The organism is Halapricum hydrolyticum (assembly GCF_025517535.1).
Lineage (GTDB): Archaea > Halobacteriota > Halobacteria > Halobacteriales > Haloarculaceae > Halapricum > Halapricum hydrolyticum.
The window spans coordinates 71,595-87,718 of the sequence record NZ_JAOPKC010000013.1 but is presented as its reverse complement, the minus strand read 5'-3'; the positions used below and the strand labels follow the sequence as shown (position 1 = coordinate 87,718).

15 protein-coding genes are annotated in these 16,124 nt (G+C 63.6%); 7 read left to right on the top strand and 8 right to left on the bottom strand.

Features of this window, described 5'->3' with window-relative positions; translation table 11 throughout:
* Positions 1-404: 404 nt before the first annotated feature.
* From OB916_RS11565 to OB916_RS11555, 3 genes are all read left to right on the top strand, one after another.
* Complete coding sequence (locus tag OB916_RS11565; RefSeq protein WP_315909454.1) at positions 405-728, top strand: hypothetical protein; 324 nt, start codon at positions 405-407, stop codon at positions 726-728.
* Between the two features lie 23 nt (positions 729-751).
* The gene (gene pheA, locus OB916_RS11560; protein WP_315909453.1) at positions 752-1,555 is read left to right on the top strand and encodes a prephenate dehydratase; all 804 of its coding nucleotides are present in this window, start codon (positions 752-754) and stop codon (positions 1,553-1,555) included.
* Between the two features lie 102 nt (positions 1,556-1,657).
* Entirely contained in the window at positions 1,658-2,089 is a 432-nt protein-coding gene (locus OB916_RS11555; RefSeq protein WP_315909452.1) for an Hsp20/alpha crystallin family protein, read from the top strand.
* Between the two features lie 68 nt (positions 2,090-2,157).
* Here OB916_RS11555 and OB916_RS11550 read toward each other — a convergent pair whose 3' ends face one another.
* Positions 2,158-2,400 carry a DUF7533 family protein gene (locus OB916_RS11550; protein ID WP_315909451.1) on the bottom strand — a complete coding sequence of 81 codons (243 nt, stop codon included), beginning with the start codon at positions 2,398-2,400 and terminating at the stop codon, positions 2,158-2,160.
* Positions 2,401-2,509: 109 nt separating this feature from the next.
* Here OB916_RS11550 and OB916_RS11545 point away from each other — a divergent pair, with 109 nt between their 5' ends.
* Positions 2,510-3,133: a riboflavin synthase gene (locus OB916_RS11545; RefSeq protein WP_315909450.1), complete on the top strand. Its 624-nt coding sequence runs from the start codon at positions 2,510-2,512 to the stop codon at positions 3,131-3,133.
* Positions 3,134-3,440: 307 nt separating this feature from the next.
* Here OB916_RS11545 and OB916_RS11540 read toward each other — a convergent pair whose 3' ends face one another.
* From OB916_RS11540 to OB916_RS11525, 4 genes are read right to left on the bottom strand one after another with little or no spacing between them, the layout of a single operon-like run.
* Complete coding sequence (locus OB916_RS11540) at positions 3,441-4,019, bottom strand: DUF1641 domain-containing protein (RefSeq protein ID WP_315909449.1); 579 nt, start codon at positions 4,017-4,019, stop codon at positions 3,441-3,443.
* A gap of 1 nt (position 4,020) precedes the next feature.
* Positions 4,021-5,163, bottom strand: a complete 1,143-nt coding sequence (locus OB916_RS11535) for an NAD(P)/FAD-dependent oxidoreductase (protein ID WP_315909448.1) — start codon at positions 5,161-5,163, stop codon at positions 4,021-4,023.
* Between the two features lie 39 nt (positions 5,164-5,202).
* Positions 5,203-5,445, bottom strand: a complete 243-nt coding sequence (locus tag OB916_RS11530; protein WP_315909447.1) for a sulfurtransferase TusA family protein — start codon at positions 5,443-5,445, stop codon at positions 5,203-5,205.
* A 9-nt stretch (positions 5,446-5,454) separates the two neighbouring features.
* Entirely contained in the window at positions 5,455-5,856 is a 402-nt protein-coding gene (locus OB916_RS11525; protein WP_315909446.1) for a DsrE/DsrF/DrsH-like family protein, read from the bottom strand.
* A gap of 456 nt (positions 5,857-6,312) precedes the next feature.
* Here OB916_RS11525 and OB916_RS11520 point away from each other — a divergent pair, with 456 nt between their 5' ends.
* On the top strand, positions 6,313-8,280 hold the full coding sequence (locus OB916_RS11520) for a hypothetical protein (RefSeq protein WP_315909445.1): 1,968 nt from the start codon (positions 6,313-6,315) through the stop codon (positions 8,278-8,280).
* 132 nt (positions 8,281-8,412) lie between these two features.
* On the opposite strand, the gene OB916_RS11515 is transcribed toward OB916_RS11520, so the two are convergent.
* Entirely contained in the window at positions 8,413-9,156 is a 744-nt protein-coding gene (locus OB916_RS11515) for a DNA polymerase sliding clamp (protein WP_315909444.1), read from the bottom strand.
* Between the two features lie 103 nt (positions 9,157-9,259).
* Between OB916_RS11515 and OB916_RS11510 the strand changes: the two genes are divergently transcribed.
* Both OB916_RS11510 and OB916_RS11505 read left to right on the top strand, forming a co-directional pair.
* Positions 9,260-10,003, top strand: a complete 744-nt coding sequence (locus OB916_RS11510) for a helix-turn-helix domain-containing protein (RefSeq protein WP_315909443.1) — start codon at positions 9,260-9,262, stop codon at positions 10,001-10,003.
* A gap of 52 nt (positions 10,004-10,055) precedes the next feature.
* A complete protein-coding gene (locus tag OB916_RS11505) occupies positions 10,056-12,392 on the top strand; it encodes a heavy metal translocating P-type ATPase (RefSeq protein WP_315909442.1) in 2,337 nt (778 codons plus the stop codon).
* Positions 12,393-12,628: 236 nt separating this feature from the next.
* Here the strand turns inward: OB916_RS11505 and pheT are convergent, their stop codons facing one another.
* Together pheT and pheS are read right to left on the bottom strand one after the other, a co-directional pair.
* Positions 12,629-14,353 (bottom strand): phenylalanine--tRNA ligase subunit beta, encoded by a 1,725-nt coding sequence (pheT, locus tag OB916_RS11500; RefSeq protein WP_315909441.1) that lies wholly within the window; start codon positions 14,351-14,353, stop codon positions 12,629-12,631.
* On the bottom strand, positions 14,353-15,858 hold the full coding sequence (gene pheS / locus OB916_RS11495) for a phenylalanine--tRNA ligase subunit alpha (RefSeq protein ID WP_315909440.1): 1,506 nt from the start codon (positions 15,856-15,858) through the stop codon (positions 14,353-14,355). The genes pheT and pheS overlap by 1 nt, the downstream gene beginning before the upstream one ends.
* Positions 15,859-16,124 lie beyond the last annotated feature (266 nt).

The following is a 16,124-nucleotide window of genomic DNA, read 5'->3' as shown; positions in this document are numbered from 1 at the left end:
TTGTCGAACACGCGCGTGCACGACAGAAAGTCCGTAATCGGCATCATCTGTCCTTGCTACCGCCTACGTCACGCTCCTACTTCAACGTGCAAAGCTGAGCTGGTGAGGAAAGTTCTGGCCCGGGTCATGCTATTTTCCTTACGACGGGAAATAGTCACACGAAGAGGCTGCGTACGCGAATTGCGTCGCTCATCGAAACCACCGATCGGTCAACAGGTTGTCGGACCCTGGCCGCACGAACGTCGTCGCGGCCGAGCGCACCGATCGGGGTCCAGCTGGAGTTCCGTGCGATGGGCCGGTGCGTGCCCGATTTCATATATCGACATGTGATTTATCGGCGCTGCAACCGCGAGAGTCGTGGCAGCGAAAGGAGCGTTTAACACCGCAGCGCGGATAGATCTCCCATGGCGCTTCCAGTCGAGACAGCGAAGCTCCCGCGTCGCGTGTACGGAGCCGGCCTGCTGGTGCTCGGGATCGGGAACCTGAGTTACGGCGTCGGACAGTACGTCGCCGGAACGCAGCTACCGGTGCTGTCGCTCGTGCAGCTGGTGATGGGGGTGACGCTGTTTCTCATCGGCGGACTCGTGGTGGTCGAGTCCGATCGACTGTCGACGCCGGACCTGTCCGATCGGGCGCTGTTGGCGATCGGCGTCGTCGGTGGGGTCGTCGGCGTGTACATGACGATCGCGGGGATCGTCGTGCTGAGAGCGACACCGGGCGGTTTTTGACGTGGTGTGATTTATCGACAGGTATGCAAACGCTCACGCTGGGGCCGAGCGGGACCTACTCACATCGAGCGGCACAGTCGATCTCCGAGGATATCGAGTTCACCGAATCGGTGACCGAGATCGTCCAGGCTGTCGCCGACGGCGAGTACGACCGCGGAGTGATTCCCATCGAGAACAGCATCGAGGGCAGCGTCACCGAGAGCCTGGATTCGCTGGCCGAGTACGACATCGCCGTCGTCAGGGAGATCATCACGCCGATCCGCCACGCACTCCTGGCCCGCAACGAGGAGTTCGATGTCGTCGCCAGCCACGCACAGGCGCTGGCACAGTGTCGGGACTATCTCGAAGAGCACTACCCTGACGTCGAACTGGAAGCGGTCGCCTCGACAGCACGCGGGGTCGAACGCGCCCGGGAGAGCGACTCGATCGCCGCGATCGCTCATCCCGACAATGCGGGCGATTTGAAGGTGCTCGCGACTGACATCCAGGATCAGACGTCCAACGCGACGCGGTTTCTGGCCATTGCCGGGGCCGAGGAGCGATCGTCGGCCGGCGGCAAGACGTCGGTCGTCATCTACCCTAACTCCGATTACCCCGGACTCCTGCTGGAACTGTTGAAGCCCTTCGCCGAACGGGACATCAACCTCTCGCGGCTGGAATCGCGGCCCAGCGGGGAACGACTCGGCGACTACGTCTTCCACGTGGACTTCCAGGCCGGCCTCTACGAGGACCGCACGCAGGCCGCCCTCGAGGAAATCGAGCACCTGGCGGAGAACGGGTGGGTCCGGCGACTCGGGTCCTACGATACCGAACACGTCGTTTCGTGAACGGGTGGCCTTTCGCCTCGCTACCGCTGTAATTCTTGCTGCCCAAGTTCTGACCTCTCTCCAACAACATTAAGTTGAGACGTAACGTAGTAACGAGCAGTCATGCCGTCCAGATCAGACCCCTTCGACGACATCGAGCGAATGTTCGACCGCCTGAGCGAGCAGTTCGCGAACATCGATCCAGTCGAGTTCGGCAGTGGATTGACCGGACCGGCGATTGACCTCCGCGACGAGGACGATCAGCTCGTCGCCATCGTCGACCTGCCCGGCTACGAGGCCGACGATATCGACGTGACGCTACCGGACGAGCGGACGCTCCGTATCGTCGCCGAGCGCGAACGCGAGACCGAAGAGCGCGAGGAAGGGATCTACGTCCGAAGCGAGCGGTCCCACGAGACAGTCGAACGGTCGGTGCGGCTACCCGATCCGGTCACCGAAGACGGTACCAGCGCCACCTACGAGAACGGCGTGTTGACTGTCACGCTCCAGAAGCAGCACCCTGACGACGAGGGTCGCTCGATCCCCGTCGAATAGCGTTTAGCTGATTTCAGGCGGTAAGCCCCCGTCCTCAAAGAGCCGTAACGGGAGTAGGCAGGGGTAGTTCACTCGTCCTCTTTTGGTTCGGTAGCGACCCAGCCGACCACTCGCTGTGCGGCCGAGGTCGGCACGTCGCTCGGACGCGTAACGTACTCGGAAATCGCGATCATCAGTCCCGCGATCGCCAGCAGCACAGCACCTGCACCGACCTGTCCGCCGATCAGCAGGTGCGCGCCGGCCACCACGACCGGGACCACCAGAAGTGCGGTGGCCATTCGTTCGACCGTCTCGGCGACGCTGGCTGTCATCGGCGCGTGTTGGGCGGCGAGCGACAAAAACACACCGCTCGATGTCGGCGTTCTCTCGCGGTGAGAACGAAAGGCAACCCTTTCGCCGACTCCGTCCGAAGACGCCGGTATGTTCACCGGCATCGTCGAGACGACGGGTACGGTCACGGAGATCAACGACACCGAGGGCGGCCGTCGACTCACCATCGAGTCGCCGTTCGAGGATCTCTCGGGCGGACAGAGCATCGCCGTCGAGGGCGTCTGTCTGACCGTCGAGGAGTACGGCGACGACTACTTCTCGGTGTTCCTGGCCGAGGAGACCCTCGACCGGACCTTCTTCGACCAGCTCGAGGAGGGCGACGGCGTCAACCTCGAGCGTGCGCTGCCGGCCGACGGTCGCTTCGACGGTCACTTCGTCCAGGGTCACGTCGACGGGACCGCTGAAATCCTCGACATCGAGGAAGTCGGCGAGGACTGGCGCTTTACCTTCTCGATTCCCGAGGAACACGACAAGTACCTCGTAGAGAAGGGGTCGATCGCCATCGACGGCATCTCGCTGACGATCGCCGCACGCAACCCCGAGTCGATCGAGGTGGCGATCATCCCCGAGACCTACGAGGTGACGACCCTCTCCCAGAAGGCGGTCGGCGATCCGGTTCACGTCGAGGTGGACGTGATGGCCAAGTACGTCGAACGGCTACTGGAAGCCGACGATCAACAGCCCGGCTGGGTCGAACAGGCCACCGGCGAGTGACCGGCCGGGACGAACAGCGTCGTCACGGCCGAGTACCTGAAAACGATCGGCAGTGGCAACTACGCGCTCGATGCGTCTCCGTCGGCATCGTCGCCACGGCCGAGCCACGACTTGATACGTTTGATGACGTTGTCGAGCGACATAGTGCATCCGGGGATATACGATCTTCTACATTATATTTTTCTGTTACTATTGGAAGACGTTCTGAGATCTGCGAAGCGTCGGCTCTGATTGCCGAATATATGGGGTATTTAGATCAGCTCTGGTGGGGGTAAGAACCCCGGATATATCGATAAAACAAATACTGTCAGGCGTCTTCTGTGTTCCCGACGTTTCGACCGAGCGCCTTCACGAGCGCCAGCGCGACGCCGAGACCGGCCTTGACCTCGGGGTCGCGCAGGGCCTTCGCGAAGCCGATCGCACCGACCGGTTCGGGCTCTTCCTCGCTGACGTCGCCGACGGCGTGGAGCACGCCTTCGAGTCCGCGCGAGACGTCCTCTTCGGCGGCCGTGTCTGCCACGCCGCCCAGCTCCGAACCCAGATTCGAGAGGCTCATCACCATCTCGTCGTCCATCGCGCCCATCAGCAGCGAGGCGACCTGGGACAGCTCCAGCAGATCGTCCAGCGTCCCGGTGCGCTGGATCTGTGCGAGCGACTCTAGCCCCTCGGCCAGTTCCTCCTCGTTGCCGTCGATCGAGTCCGAGAGGGGCGACTGCCCGGGAGCTTCGAGGTCGACGCTCGCCTCCCCGCTCGATCCGTTCAGCAGCGCAGCAACGTCAGTCCCCTCTTCATCGAGGCGTTCGAGCAGGTTCGCGACGGCCTCGGGGTTTTCCTCGATCAGCGTCTCGAAGTCGTCGGGAGTCTGTGTAGATTCCGTCTCGCTCATCTCAGATCAGCCCCCTTGCGGTCAGCCAGTAGGACTCGTTGTAGCCCAGTTTCGACCAGTGGATCGGCTTCGAAGGTTCGCGCATCGTCGGCTCGGACCCGTAATCGAACGAGACGAACGTGGCTTCGTCCATCCCGGTCTCGATGAAGCAGACAGTCTTGCCGTCGAAGCTCGCGGTCGGTATCTCGCCGCGGACGTCGGACGCGATCCGGGCGGCGACCGTCCCGGCCGCGTAGTGGGCGACGCTGCCCGCTTTCGAGGTCGGGATGTCCGCGGCGTCTCCGATCGCGTAGACGTCTTCGGCGTGCTCTGCCTCCAGCGTGTGCTGGTCGACCGCGACCCAGCCGTCGTCGCCGAGGCCGGCCTCGCGAACGAGGTCGCTCCCCTCGTGGGGCGGGATCCCGACGAGCAGGTCGTACTCCATCTCCTTGCCCTCCATCGTTTCGAGGACCTGGGCGTCCGGATCGACTTCCTGGACGTTGAAGAACGTCTCCAGGTTGACGTCGCGCTCCTCGAAGATCGGGGTGACCCAGTCGGCGATCGACTGCAGGCCGTGGGCACGCTGGATCGGGTAGGTGTAGGTTATCTCGACGTCCTCTCGGAGGCCGCGCTTGCGCAGCCAGTCGTCGACCATCAGCGTGAACTCGACGGGTGCGGCCGGGCACATGTGGGGCACGCCGATCACGCTGAGGACGATGTGGCCCTCGCGGAACTCGGCGAGTTCCTCCCGAAGCGCCTCTGCGCCCTCCGGCCCGTAGAAGTGGTGGCCACCTTCGACCAGACCAGGGGTATTCTCGGGAGCGAGGTTCGCGCCCGTCGCCAGCACGAGCTGGTCGTACGACAGCCCGCCGCCCGAGGCAAGCGTCACTCGCTTGCGGTCGGTATCGACGCGCTCGACGCGATCGACGCGGAAGTCGACCGCCCGCGGGATCAGGTCCCGGATCGGCTTGCTCGCCTCCGAGACGTCCTTCTTTCCGAAGGGAACGTACAGGTACGCCGGCTTGTAGAACTGCTTCTCGCCGTCGTTGATCAACACGACCTCGACGTCGCCGCTGTCGATCTCCGGCTCGAGTCGCTCAGTCAGCCGGTTGGCGAGCACTGTGCCGCCCGTGCCGCCACCGACGATGACAATCCGTTCTGTCATACGTGTACTCCTCTATTGCGTTGTACAATCATTACAATACTACTTTGTCGTCTCCACGTAGAGACTCCAGTAGTCGTCGTGTTCGACGGTGTCGAGCAGCTCGTGGCCGGCTTCCTCGACCCACTCGGGCACGTCGCCCTTGGAGCCGCTATCGCTTGTCTGGAGTTCGATCACGGTCCCGGGATCCGCGTCCTGAACCTTGCCGATCAGGTCCATCAGCGGACCGGGGCAGGCTGCACCGCGCGAGTCGACCGTCACGTCTGGGGAAATGGATTCACTCATTGTATCACCTTAGACGAACAGCACCTGTTTGTCCGACGCCTTCTGCAGGAAGCCCGAAACGCCGAGCACGCCGTCGAAGACGTCGACGTAGTCGTCGATCTCGTTTCCCATCACGTCCATCACCATCTCGCAGGCGTAGACCTCGAGCGGGCCGAGGTTCTTCGCCCGTTCGAGCTGCTCGGTAAACAGCGGCACCTCGTCGCCGTCCGATTCGAGCATCGCGTAGCCCGCCGGACCGGCGACCTCGAAGTCGCCGCTCTCGACAGTCTCCTTCTCGAAGGCCGTCAGGCCATTCATCGTCGCAAACACCTGTACCGGTGTCTCGGATGCTGCGGCGATCGAGCCGATCATGCTTACTGCCTGTACCCGTTCGAGCTCGCCCGAGGCGAGAACGATCGCATATCCCGTCATCGTTGAGTCACACTCGTTCGTAGTGGCCAGACTATAATAGTATTGCGCTGTATTTCCAAGAATGTGGGAAAGGTGGGGTCAGATCTTCTAGTATGGTTTTTCGACCGGTATACGTGGATCCGACAGTGATCCCGTCGGCTCGGAAGCGACTGTTTCACCCCACGGTGTATGAGTTCGACAACAATCTGCTGCTCGCGAGGAGGACCGATCGTCGCTGGACATCCAGGATATGATAATATGACTATATAAACTAGGCGTATGGTTCATCTGTAGCTCATTCGACTAGATGTGGCCTGAAACGGTTCGAAAGAGCACAAAAGAAACTCACCAAACTCCCTGTGTGGTCTGGCGTATAAGTTAACGGTTACTATACATGAACGGTCCTGAACTGTCTATTCCATATATATGATCATTCCGAGTAAGATACTAGTACCTCCCTGGGGGGGAGGATCACGTATGACAGACGAAATTGACAGTCTTGAATGGGGTATCGACCGACGAACAGTACTGAAGGGCGTGGGGGCAGCTTCGGTAGCTGGATTGATTGGTGTCTCGGCTACCGGCACGGCGGCGGCTGACGAACATTGTGGGCCCGGATGTGGACCACAGTGTGAGGCCGAGGTTCAACTGTGTGCCGCGCAGGACATCGAGGTCGGCACAGTGTATGTGCGGAGAGTCCCCGGTGAGGAACAAATAGAAGTCGAGTACGTGCTGGATGGAGATACGGAAAACGACTGGTATCTCAGGGAAACACACCTCTACGTCGGCAAAACTGATCCGAAGGAGCTATCGAGCGCGCCCGGTCAGTTCCCGTTCACCAAGGAGGAGTACGGTGACGGCGTCACCAGTTACACCTACACTATCGACTTTGACGAGATCTGCGAGTACAAGGTCGGTGGCGGAAACGGCAGAGGCAAGGGTGGAGGCGGAAAGTGGGAAGAAGTAGACAGCTGTGGCGTTGAGGTAGGTGACTGTGTCTATATTGCTGCTCACGCCGTGGTTGATGAAGTTCTCAAAGAAGCACCGTACTTCGCTGCCGATGCGACTTATGAGGCCGAACAGGGAGTCAAGAAGAACGGCGACCCCATTGCTGATGACAGGTCGGACCCCGAGGACGCGCTGGTCAAGGCGTATCCGGACGGGGACTTCTTCAGCCTCGGATTCATGCCCGATGGAGATGGTGGATTCGAGGCTGAAGGCGGCTGGATCGAGGTCACCTTCGACTGTCCCGTCGTGAACGGCGACGGCGACGACTTACGACTCTGGGAGGTTACGTTTGCAGATTATCCAGAGGAAAAGGCCGACGTCTACGCGTGGTACGATGGCGGTTGGCGGTTCCTCGGCACAGCGGACAACTCGGGACAAGGCGATGAAGATAGCCCCGAAGCGCACACGCTATCCACGTTCGACCTCGGAAACCCTGCCGACGAGGACTACGACGAGATCGAGTCGACGGAGAAGCTCCGTATCGTGGACAAGACGGATCCCAGTCTACACAATGGGAATGCCGATGCGTTCGATCTAGACGGCATTGAGGTACTTCAGGACTGCACCCGCGACGAAACCGCCTGGGGAGACGGCTGCGAGGGCTGTGAGATCACCGACGGCGGAAACTGGGCGACGTACTTCCAGTTCGGCATCGGAGTCTGTGAGGAGACGCTCCCGGAGTGCCCGATGTACGGCACGTCGCGGGTTGGATCAGACGACGGCGAGGTCGAAATCTGGAGTATCCGGTACGACGCTGATGACGACGAAATCGTCGAAAAAGTCGTCGGGGACATCCCCGACAACAGCAGCAACCAGAACTACCCGAACGGGCTGGCGTTCGACCCGGAGAACGAGATCTGGTACTTCACCGAAGAAGGTGGCATCCTCAGGACGATGAACGAGGACGGCTGCCTCGGGATCAAGACGTACAACGGTGGCAGCAGTATCTCCGGCGGCGACAGCATCGCGGGAGCGACGCTCTACGGCGGGGCGTACTACTTCACGCCTCAGGGCGGCGACGCCCTCTTCAAGGTCGAACTGAACGCCGATGGCAGCGTCGTCGAAGACGACGGGATCGTGATCCCGGAGAACGTCCGTACTCTTCCCGTCACCGGCAACACGTTCGGTGACATCGCTGCCGATGATGACGGAGTGCTGTACTTCAGTGTGAACGGGGCGTTCTTCAAGGTCGATCTGAACGACTCGGCCAACGACGAGATCATCGTGGAATCCGACGACAGAGACGCGTATGCGGTCCTCAGCCAACTCGCGTTCGACGATACCGAGACCCTCTGGGCGCATAACGCGGGCGATGGAGAATGGCGAACTGTCGACCTGTCGGACGGGAGCCTGAGCGACGTGGTTGCGACAACCAAGACGTACACCGACCTCGCGACGTGCGGGACGTACGAACTGAACGACGACTGCCCGGAATAACCGATCGGACAGTCGTTTTCTCTATCTCGATTTCTGATTCGGTCCGAACACAGCACGGCGAGAGCAATAACTGACGCTACTCTCGGAGTTGGAGTTGTCGGCGAAACAGAACTGGCGGCACGTCGTGCGAATCTAGTCGCTCTGGACCCGCGGCGCGAGCATGTAGGTGACCTGGCCCTGCCCTTCGGCGATCTCGAAGTGCAGCTTCACGGGGAACTCCTCGCCCAGGTCGACCGTGACCTCGGCGTCGGAGGGGATCGCCTTGTTCATGTCCTTGAGATAATCGAGCGAGAACAGCGAACTGGCCGGGCCGGCCGTGAGATCGATCAGATCCTCAGCGGTGAGTTCGAGGTGGACGTCGTCGGTGTCACCCTCGGCGTCGACGTAGAACAGGTCGTCGGTGTCGTCGACGCCGAGTTCGATGTGATCGGAGACCATATCGGAGGCTTTGACCGCGCGATCGATGTCCCGTCCTTCGAGCACGATCTGTGCGGGGAGATCGAGATCGGGCAGATCCGGCTCCTGACGGATCGAGTCGGGGTTGATCAGCGCCAGCGTGTACTCCAGGCCGTCGATGGCGATGTGGAGCTTGCGGGTCTCCTCGTCGAGTTCGAGGTGGATCAGCTGATCGGCATCGGCCATCCCCGCGATGTCTTCGAGTCGCGAGAGGTTGACGCCGATGAGTCCGCCGTCGGTCTCGTAGGATTCGAACGCCGAGGCACTCAGGGAGAGATCGACCATCCCGACGTTCGCGGGATCGACCGCCCGGATCTCCAGCCCGTCCTCCTCGAGGTGGATCTTGCATTCCTCGACCAGCACGCTGACGGAGTCCAGCGTCGCCTGCAGCGTGTCGGCACTGACGATCGCGTTGAACATCTTGGACCCGGCTACGCCCCCATTCATTAAAAAGTCCCTCATTGTGCGCGCGTTCGCGACGCGCCAGCGTGGGGACTATCCGGCGTCACGCCGTAGACGCCACATGCGCGAACTCGCCTTCGCCCTCGAATACGAGCCGGGGTGCAACAGGGTGGCCGACGCCCTCGCCGAACACCCGGACGCCCGGGTCCGATCGCTGTCGCTACACGCCACTGACGACCGGCTCTGGCGGGTCGACCACGCGACGGGCTCGCGCGAGGCGCTCGATGCGATCTCGGCGGCTTTCCTCGACACCGATTACTACGCCGACTGTCTGGCGACCGAAGACTGCGGGGCGACCCAGACGACCGAAATCCTCGAACACACCGACGACGCGCTCGTCCTCTACTCCCGGTGGGAGCGGACGCTCACCTGCATCTCCGTCCCGCACCTGGCCCGCACGCGCCTGGGCGACGGCCTGCTGTTCGAGACCCGCCACGAGGCCCGCCACTACACGTGGCGGATCATCCACTCCGGGGAGGGTGACGTGACTGCTTTCTTCGAGGATCTCGAAGCCGCGGTCGGGGACTGCGCCCGGCTAGAGATGCTGCGGACGGCGGATGTCCCAGGAGCGGCCGCCGATCCGAACGATCCTGGCGGACTGTCTCCCGAACAGGAAGCCGCGCTCCGGGCAGCCGTCGAACACGGCTACTACGAGTCTCCCCGGGTGGTCGACGTCGGCGAACTCGCTGACCACCTCGACGTGCCCCGATCGACGCTCACCTATCGCCTCCGGCGGGCCGAACAGTACCTCGCGAAGCGACACGTCGACGGATCTCAGCTCTCCGGCTCGCCGACTCAGCTATAGTTTGGAATATTCCAACTAACCCTTATCGAGCTGAGTCCCCTAGACTGCAGTGATGACTGACGAAGACTCGCGGCGTCCCGGTGACGGGCGGCGGGAGCTGACCGCCGAGCTCGCCGTCCCCGAGATGGACTGCCCCTCGTGTGCGAAGAAGGTCGACAAGAGCCTCGCGCGCGTCGACGGCGTCGTCGACGCCACGCTCCAGCCGACGACTGGCCGCGTCGAGGTCGTCTACGATCCCGAACGCACCGGCGAGGCCGACGTGGTCGCGGCGATCGAGAACGCCGGCTACGAGGTCGTCGGAAACGACAGCGACGCAGCGGACACCAGCGGCGCGTCGACTGATGGCGTTGACGTCGCCCCGTCTTCTGAGGTCTGGACGAGTTCGCGGGCCATCAAGACCTGGGTCGGCGCGGTCTTTCTCACTCTCGGGCTCGTCTTCGAGTTCGTCTTCACTGGAAATCCAGTCGTGGCAACCGTCCTGGAGCAGCCGCTGACGGTTGCGGACGCGCTTTTCGTCGTCGCGATCGTCGCCGCTGGTCTGCCGGTCGTGCGGGGTGGCTACTACTCGGCGAAGAACTTGAGCCTGGACATCGATCTGCTGATGGGCTTTGCCATTGTCGCTGCGACTGCCATCGGCTACTTCGTCGAGGCCGCCACGCTGGCCGTGCTCTTTAGCGTCGCCGAGTTGCTGGAGGACTACGCGATGGACCGGGCACGAGACTCTCTGCGGGAGCTAATGGAACTGTCTCCCGACGAGGCGACGGTCCGCAGAGATGGTGAGGAGGTGGCCGTCCCCGCTGACGAAGTCGAGATCGGCGAGACGGTGATCGTCCGGCCCGGCGAGAAGATCCCGCTGGACGGCACCGTCATCGAAGGCGAGAGTGCGGTCGACGAGTCACCGATCACCGGCGAGAGCGTCCCCGTCGACAAGACAGTCGGCGACGAGGTCTACGCCGGCTCGATCAACGCCGAGGGCTATCTCGAAGCCGAGGTCACCTCGACGGCGGGCGACTCCACGCTCGCGCGCATCATCGAGATGGTACAGGGCGCCCAGCAGAAGCAGACGGAAAAAGAGCAGTTCGTCGATCGCTTCGCGGGCTATTACACGCCGATCGTTGTCGTGCTGGCGATCCTGACGGCTGTGCTTCCGCCGCTGTTGATCTCCGATCCGTTCTCGGTCGGCGTGGCCGGGTACGCGTTCACCTTCACCGGCGACTGGGGAACGTGGTTCATCCGCGGGCTCACCCTGCTGGTGATCGCCTGCCCCTGTGCGTTCGTCATCTCGACGCCCGTCTCGGTCGTCTCGGGGATCACCAGTGCCGCGAAGAACGGCGTCCTCGTCAAGGGCGGCAACCACCTTGAGGCGATGGGCGATATCGACGCAGTCGCACTGGACAAAACCGGGACGCTCACTCGGGGCGAGCTGACCGTCACCGACGTCGTCCCGATCGGCGACACGGACGAGTCGACGCTGCTGCGGTACGCTGCCGGATTGGAGCGCCGGAGCGAGCACCCGATCTCGGCGGCGATCCGCGACCGCGCCGAGAGATACGGATTGACTGACCTCCCCGAATTCTCGGACTTCGAGAGTCTGACCGGGCGGGGCGTCCGTGCCGGAATCGGCGACGAGACCTACTACGCGGGCAAGCCCGCCCTGTTCGAGGACCTCGGCTTCGATCTCGGCGCCCGGGGCGTCACCGACGGCGGAGCCGTGACCGCGGCTGCAGGTAACTCTGACGACACCTTCGATGCGGAGACGATCGCCACTCTGCAGCGGGAGGGCAAGACGGTCGTGCTCGTGGGCACGGAGACGGAACTGCTGGGGGCGATCGCGATCGCCGACGAAGTGCGCCCGGACGCCCGGCGAGCCGTCGAACGACTCCACGAACTGGGCGTCGCGAACGTCGTCATGCTGACCGGCGACAACGAGGGGACCGCGCGGGCGATCGCCGAACAGGTCGGCGTCGACGACTATCGCGCGGAGCTCCTGCCCGACGAGAAGGTCGGTGCCGTCGAGAACTTGCAGGCCGAATACGGCGAGGTGGCGATGGTCGGCGACGGCATCAACGACGCGCCGGCACTGGCGACCGCCAACGTCGGGATCGCGATGGGCGCGGCGGGGACGGACACCGCCCTCGAAACGGCCGACATCGCGCTGATGGGCGACGACATCGGGCAGCTCCCGTACCTGTATTCGCTGTCGCACACGGCCAATGGCGTCATCCGACAGAACATCTGGGCCAGTCTGGGCGTGAAAGCCCTGCTCGCGCTCGGTGTGCCGCTGGGGCTGGTCAGCGTCGCCATGGCCGTCGTCGTCGGCGACATGGGGATGAGTCTCGGCGTGACCGGCAACGCGATGCGGCTGTCGCGGATTACGCCCGACTGGTAGCGCAAACACCTCATTTTTCGTCGGGTTTCCTCGGTCCGCGACTCTGCGGAAACAGCGTTGCGGCTCCACCGTATTCGGCCGCGGGCGTGCCCGCGACTCGCTCTCTGCTCACGGTGGCGTCGCCGCCGTTCGCATAGTCTGGGAGAGCTTTGCTCTCGTACTCCTCGAAAAAGCTGGAGCAAAAACCCCGGTCCGAACTTCCTTCGGGCCGGTTGCTACGGACTGACCGACCGCTCCTAGCGGAGTGCTTCCACGTCGAACTCGAACGCGACGACGGGCAGTTCCAGGTCGTGCTCGACCAGCACCCCCGGGTGAACCTCGCCGATCACGCCGACAGCGTCACCGTCGACGACGATCTCGGCGGCCCGACCCGGAATGAACGACGGGTGCTCGGTCGGCGGCGTCTCGAGTTCTGCGTCGAACGATTCGACCAGTGCCTGCAGCCGGGCCTTCCCGTCCTCGAAGGACACCTCGTGGCGCGCGAGCGCGGCCGCGACGTGGCGCGACTCGGCGACGCGGGTGTTCTGTTCGTCGTCGCGGTGGGCGACCCAGCCGACCTCCGCCAGGTCCTGGGGGTAGCTCCGGTGGGTGTTGTTCTCCAGCACCTGCATGACCGAGGGCAGCAGCCACGACCTGGCGATCGTGTAATCCTCGCTGTAGGGGTTCTCGATCCGAACCGGCTCGTTGGCCCCCAGCACGCCGTCGGCGTCGCCGAGATTCATCCGGCCGCTGACCTGCTCGTCGTCGGTCATATGGAAGTTCAGCAGGTCCTGGAACCCCAGGCCGACCAGCGTCTCGCGGACGGCCCGCTCGAGTCGCGACCGTTCGTGACGGCCGCCGATCGTCCCAATGTCGGGATAGCGCGGCTCCAGATCGTTGAAGCCGTACGCCCGCCCGACGTCGTCGATCACGTCGACGGGGTGGCGCACGTCGACGCGATAGGGCGGGATCGTGACGTCGTAGGCTGCCTCACCGTCGTTGGTCGGCTCGCCTGCCAGACCAGAGCGCTCCAGCAGATCGAGCACCTCGTCTTCGCCGAGGTCGATCCCCAGCGTCGTCTCGATGTCGTCGTGGGCGACGGTCTTCTCTGTCGTCGAGAAGTCCGGCCGGATCAGCTCGGGGGGATACTCGTCGGGTGCGGTCTCGTACTCGACGCGGACGTCCTCGATAGTCCCGCCCCGTGCGGCCAGCGCGTAGCAGACGATGTTCAGCATGTGGTCGATCGTCCACTGGTCGGTGCCGGTCATCTCGATGAAGAGGTCCCGTGAGCCGGTCGTCACCTCCGTCCGGCGACCGTTGACCACCGGCGGGAACGAGAACAGGCCGATCGAGTCGTAGATCGCGGGGACGCGATCCATGTCTGCGACGAGGTGTCCGTACTCCTTGCCGATGTGGTGGTCCTCGATGACTTCGGCAGGGGTCATCTCCGCGTCGCTCTCCAGGGGGACGAACCGCGCCTCGTCGGGATCGACGCCGGTGTAGCGGATGGTCTTTCGGCTCCCCTCCACTGCAGCTTCGCCTTTCAACATGGTGAGATCGTGGACCCCGATCGCGCCCTTCGCGCGCTTGCGACCCATAGTCGCGTGGAGCTTCTCCTGGAGCTGGATCAGCGAGTCGAAGGCGGTCTCGCTGAAGTCGAGCCCGCGAACGATCGCGCCCGTCACGTACGGCCGCTCTTCGGGGACGTCCTCGACCTCGATGGTCCACTCGGCGCCGTTGGTGCTCGGGACGTGCACCCCGCGGCTGTCGCCGTAGTGATACCGTAGCGAGCGCGCCACGCCCTCGACCGAGAGGCGATCCAGCCGGTCGGGCTCGAACTCGAAGCGCAACTCACCCTCGTCGGTCTCGCCCTCGTACTCCAGGCCCAGCTCGAACAGGTCGTCTTTGAGCTGCTCGTCGCTTTTGTCCTCGTAGCCGGTCAACTCGCGCAGTTCGTCGGTGTCGATGTCGACAGTGGGCATCAGTAACGCACCTCCTCGGTTCGCAGATAGTCCAGATCCACGAGCGTCCCGTGGACGTCGCGGATGTCCTCTGCGCCGGTCACCAGCATCATCAGTCGCTCCAGGGCCAGCCCCCAGGCCATCACGTCACAGTCGACGTCCAGCGGCTCGAGCATCTCCGGGCGGAAGATCCCGGAGTTGCCGATCTCGACGACCTCGCCCGTGACGGGATGTTCGCCGAACAGCTCGAAACTCGGCTCCGTGTAAGGGTTGTAGGTGGGCTTGAACCGCAGGTCGGTGATCCCGAACTGCTCGTAGAACTCCGTGAACGTCCCCATCAGGTCCCGCACCGACAGGTCATCGGCCATGACCCACCCTTCGATCTGGAAGAACTCCAGCAGGTGCGTCGAGTCGATCTCGTCGTTGCGGTAGGCCTTCTCGATCGAGAAGAACCGCTGTGGCGGTTCCAGGTCGCCCTCGGCGATCCCCGAGAGGTACCGGGCCGACAGCGACGTTGTGTGTCCGCGCAGGTCGATCTGGCGAGCCATGTCCTCGCCCCAGGGGGAGTGATAGCCCTCGCCGTCCTCGCCGACACCCTCGCGGTGGGCCGCCTCGACGCGTTCACGAACGTCCTCGGGAAGGTCCTGCATCGGCGGCACGTCCAGCCCGAACTGGTCCCAGTGGGTGCGGGCAGGGTGGTCCTGGGGCATGAACAGACAGTCGTTGATCCAGAACTCGGCGTCGGCGTGGGGGCCTTGCATCTCCGAAAACCCCATCCCGACCAGCACGTCCTTGACGCGCTCGGCCATCGACCGTAGCGGATGGTGCCTGCCGCCCTCGATCTCGGGCGCGTCGGCCGCGACGTTGTACTCGCTGAACTCCACGTCGCGCCACTCGCCGCTGGTGAGCATCTCGGACGTGAGCCGGTCGACTTCCTCGGCGACCTCGACGCCCTCCATCAGCGCCGTCACGCCCTCGTCGGTGAGCTGCACCGACCGGACCGTCCGCTCGGAGCGCTCGATCAGCCCGCGTCGTTCGAGCTGGTCGAGCGTGTCTTCGGTCACCAGGTCGGCGTCGCCGCCGGCGATCGATTCGAGCGCCGTCGCTTCCGGATCGTCCCCACCGGCGTCGGGATTGGCGGTGATCTCGCCGCTGTCGATCCCGCCGTAGCCTTTCCGGGCGAAGTTCGACAGCGCGATGTCGACGGCCCCGCCCTCGAGGCCGGACGCGCCGATGACCTGCCCCATCTGGACAGGGTCGTCGTCACCGCCGGCATCGATCGCTGCCTCGTACAGCCGGACCTCGGGCAGCCCGTCTTCGAGGTACGTCCGTCCTTCTTCGGTCAGCGAGACCGACTCATCGATCGACTCGCTCACGTCGAGCAACCCCTCGTCCGCCAGCTCGAAGGCCGCGCGAGTGATCGACTCGGGCTTGCGATCGAGGTCTTCGGAAAGCGATTCGACTGTCCGTGGTTCGTTCGCGCTCGCGGCCTCGAGGACCGCGACCTGCGTTTCCGGGAGCTTCATTTCTTGTTAGGGAAACCGTGGGTTCGTCAGTTAACGGTTCTTATAGTGATCGCTCGCGTCGATCCTGTCGAGGCCGTCGGGAGCCAGCCGTCGACGTGGATCGACACCAGAGCGGTTTCGTCTGCGGCGACGCGCCAGCGTCAGCCACACAGTCCGCCGCCCCTAACTCGCGAAAACGAAGCCGAACCCGGGGAAAACGGTCGGCTGGCGGGCGCGGCGCCTGCTGATGGGTTCGGCTGACATACTCGCTCGTCCCTTGCCAGACT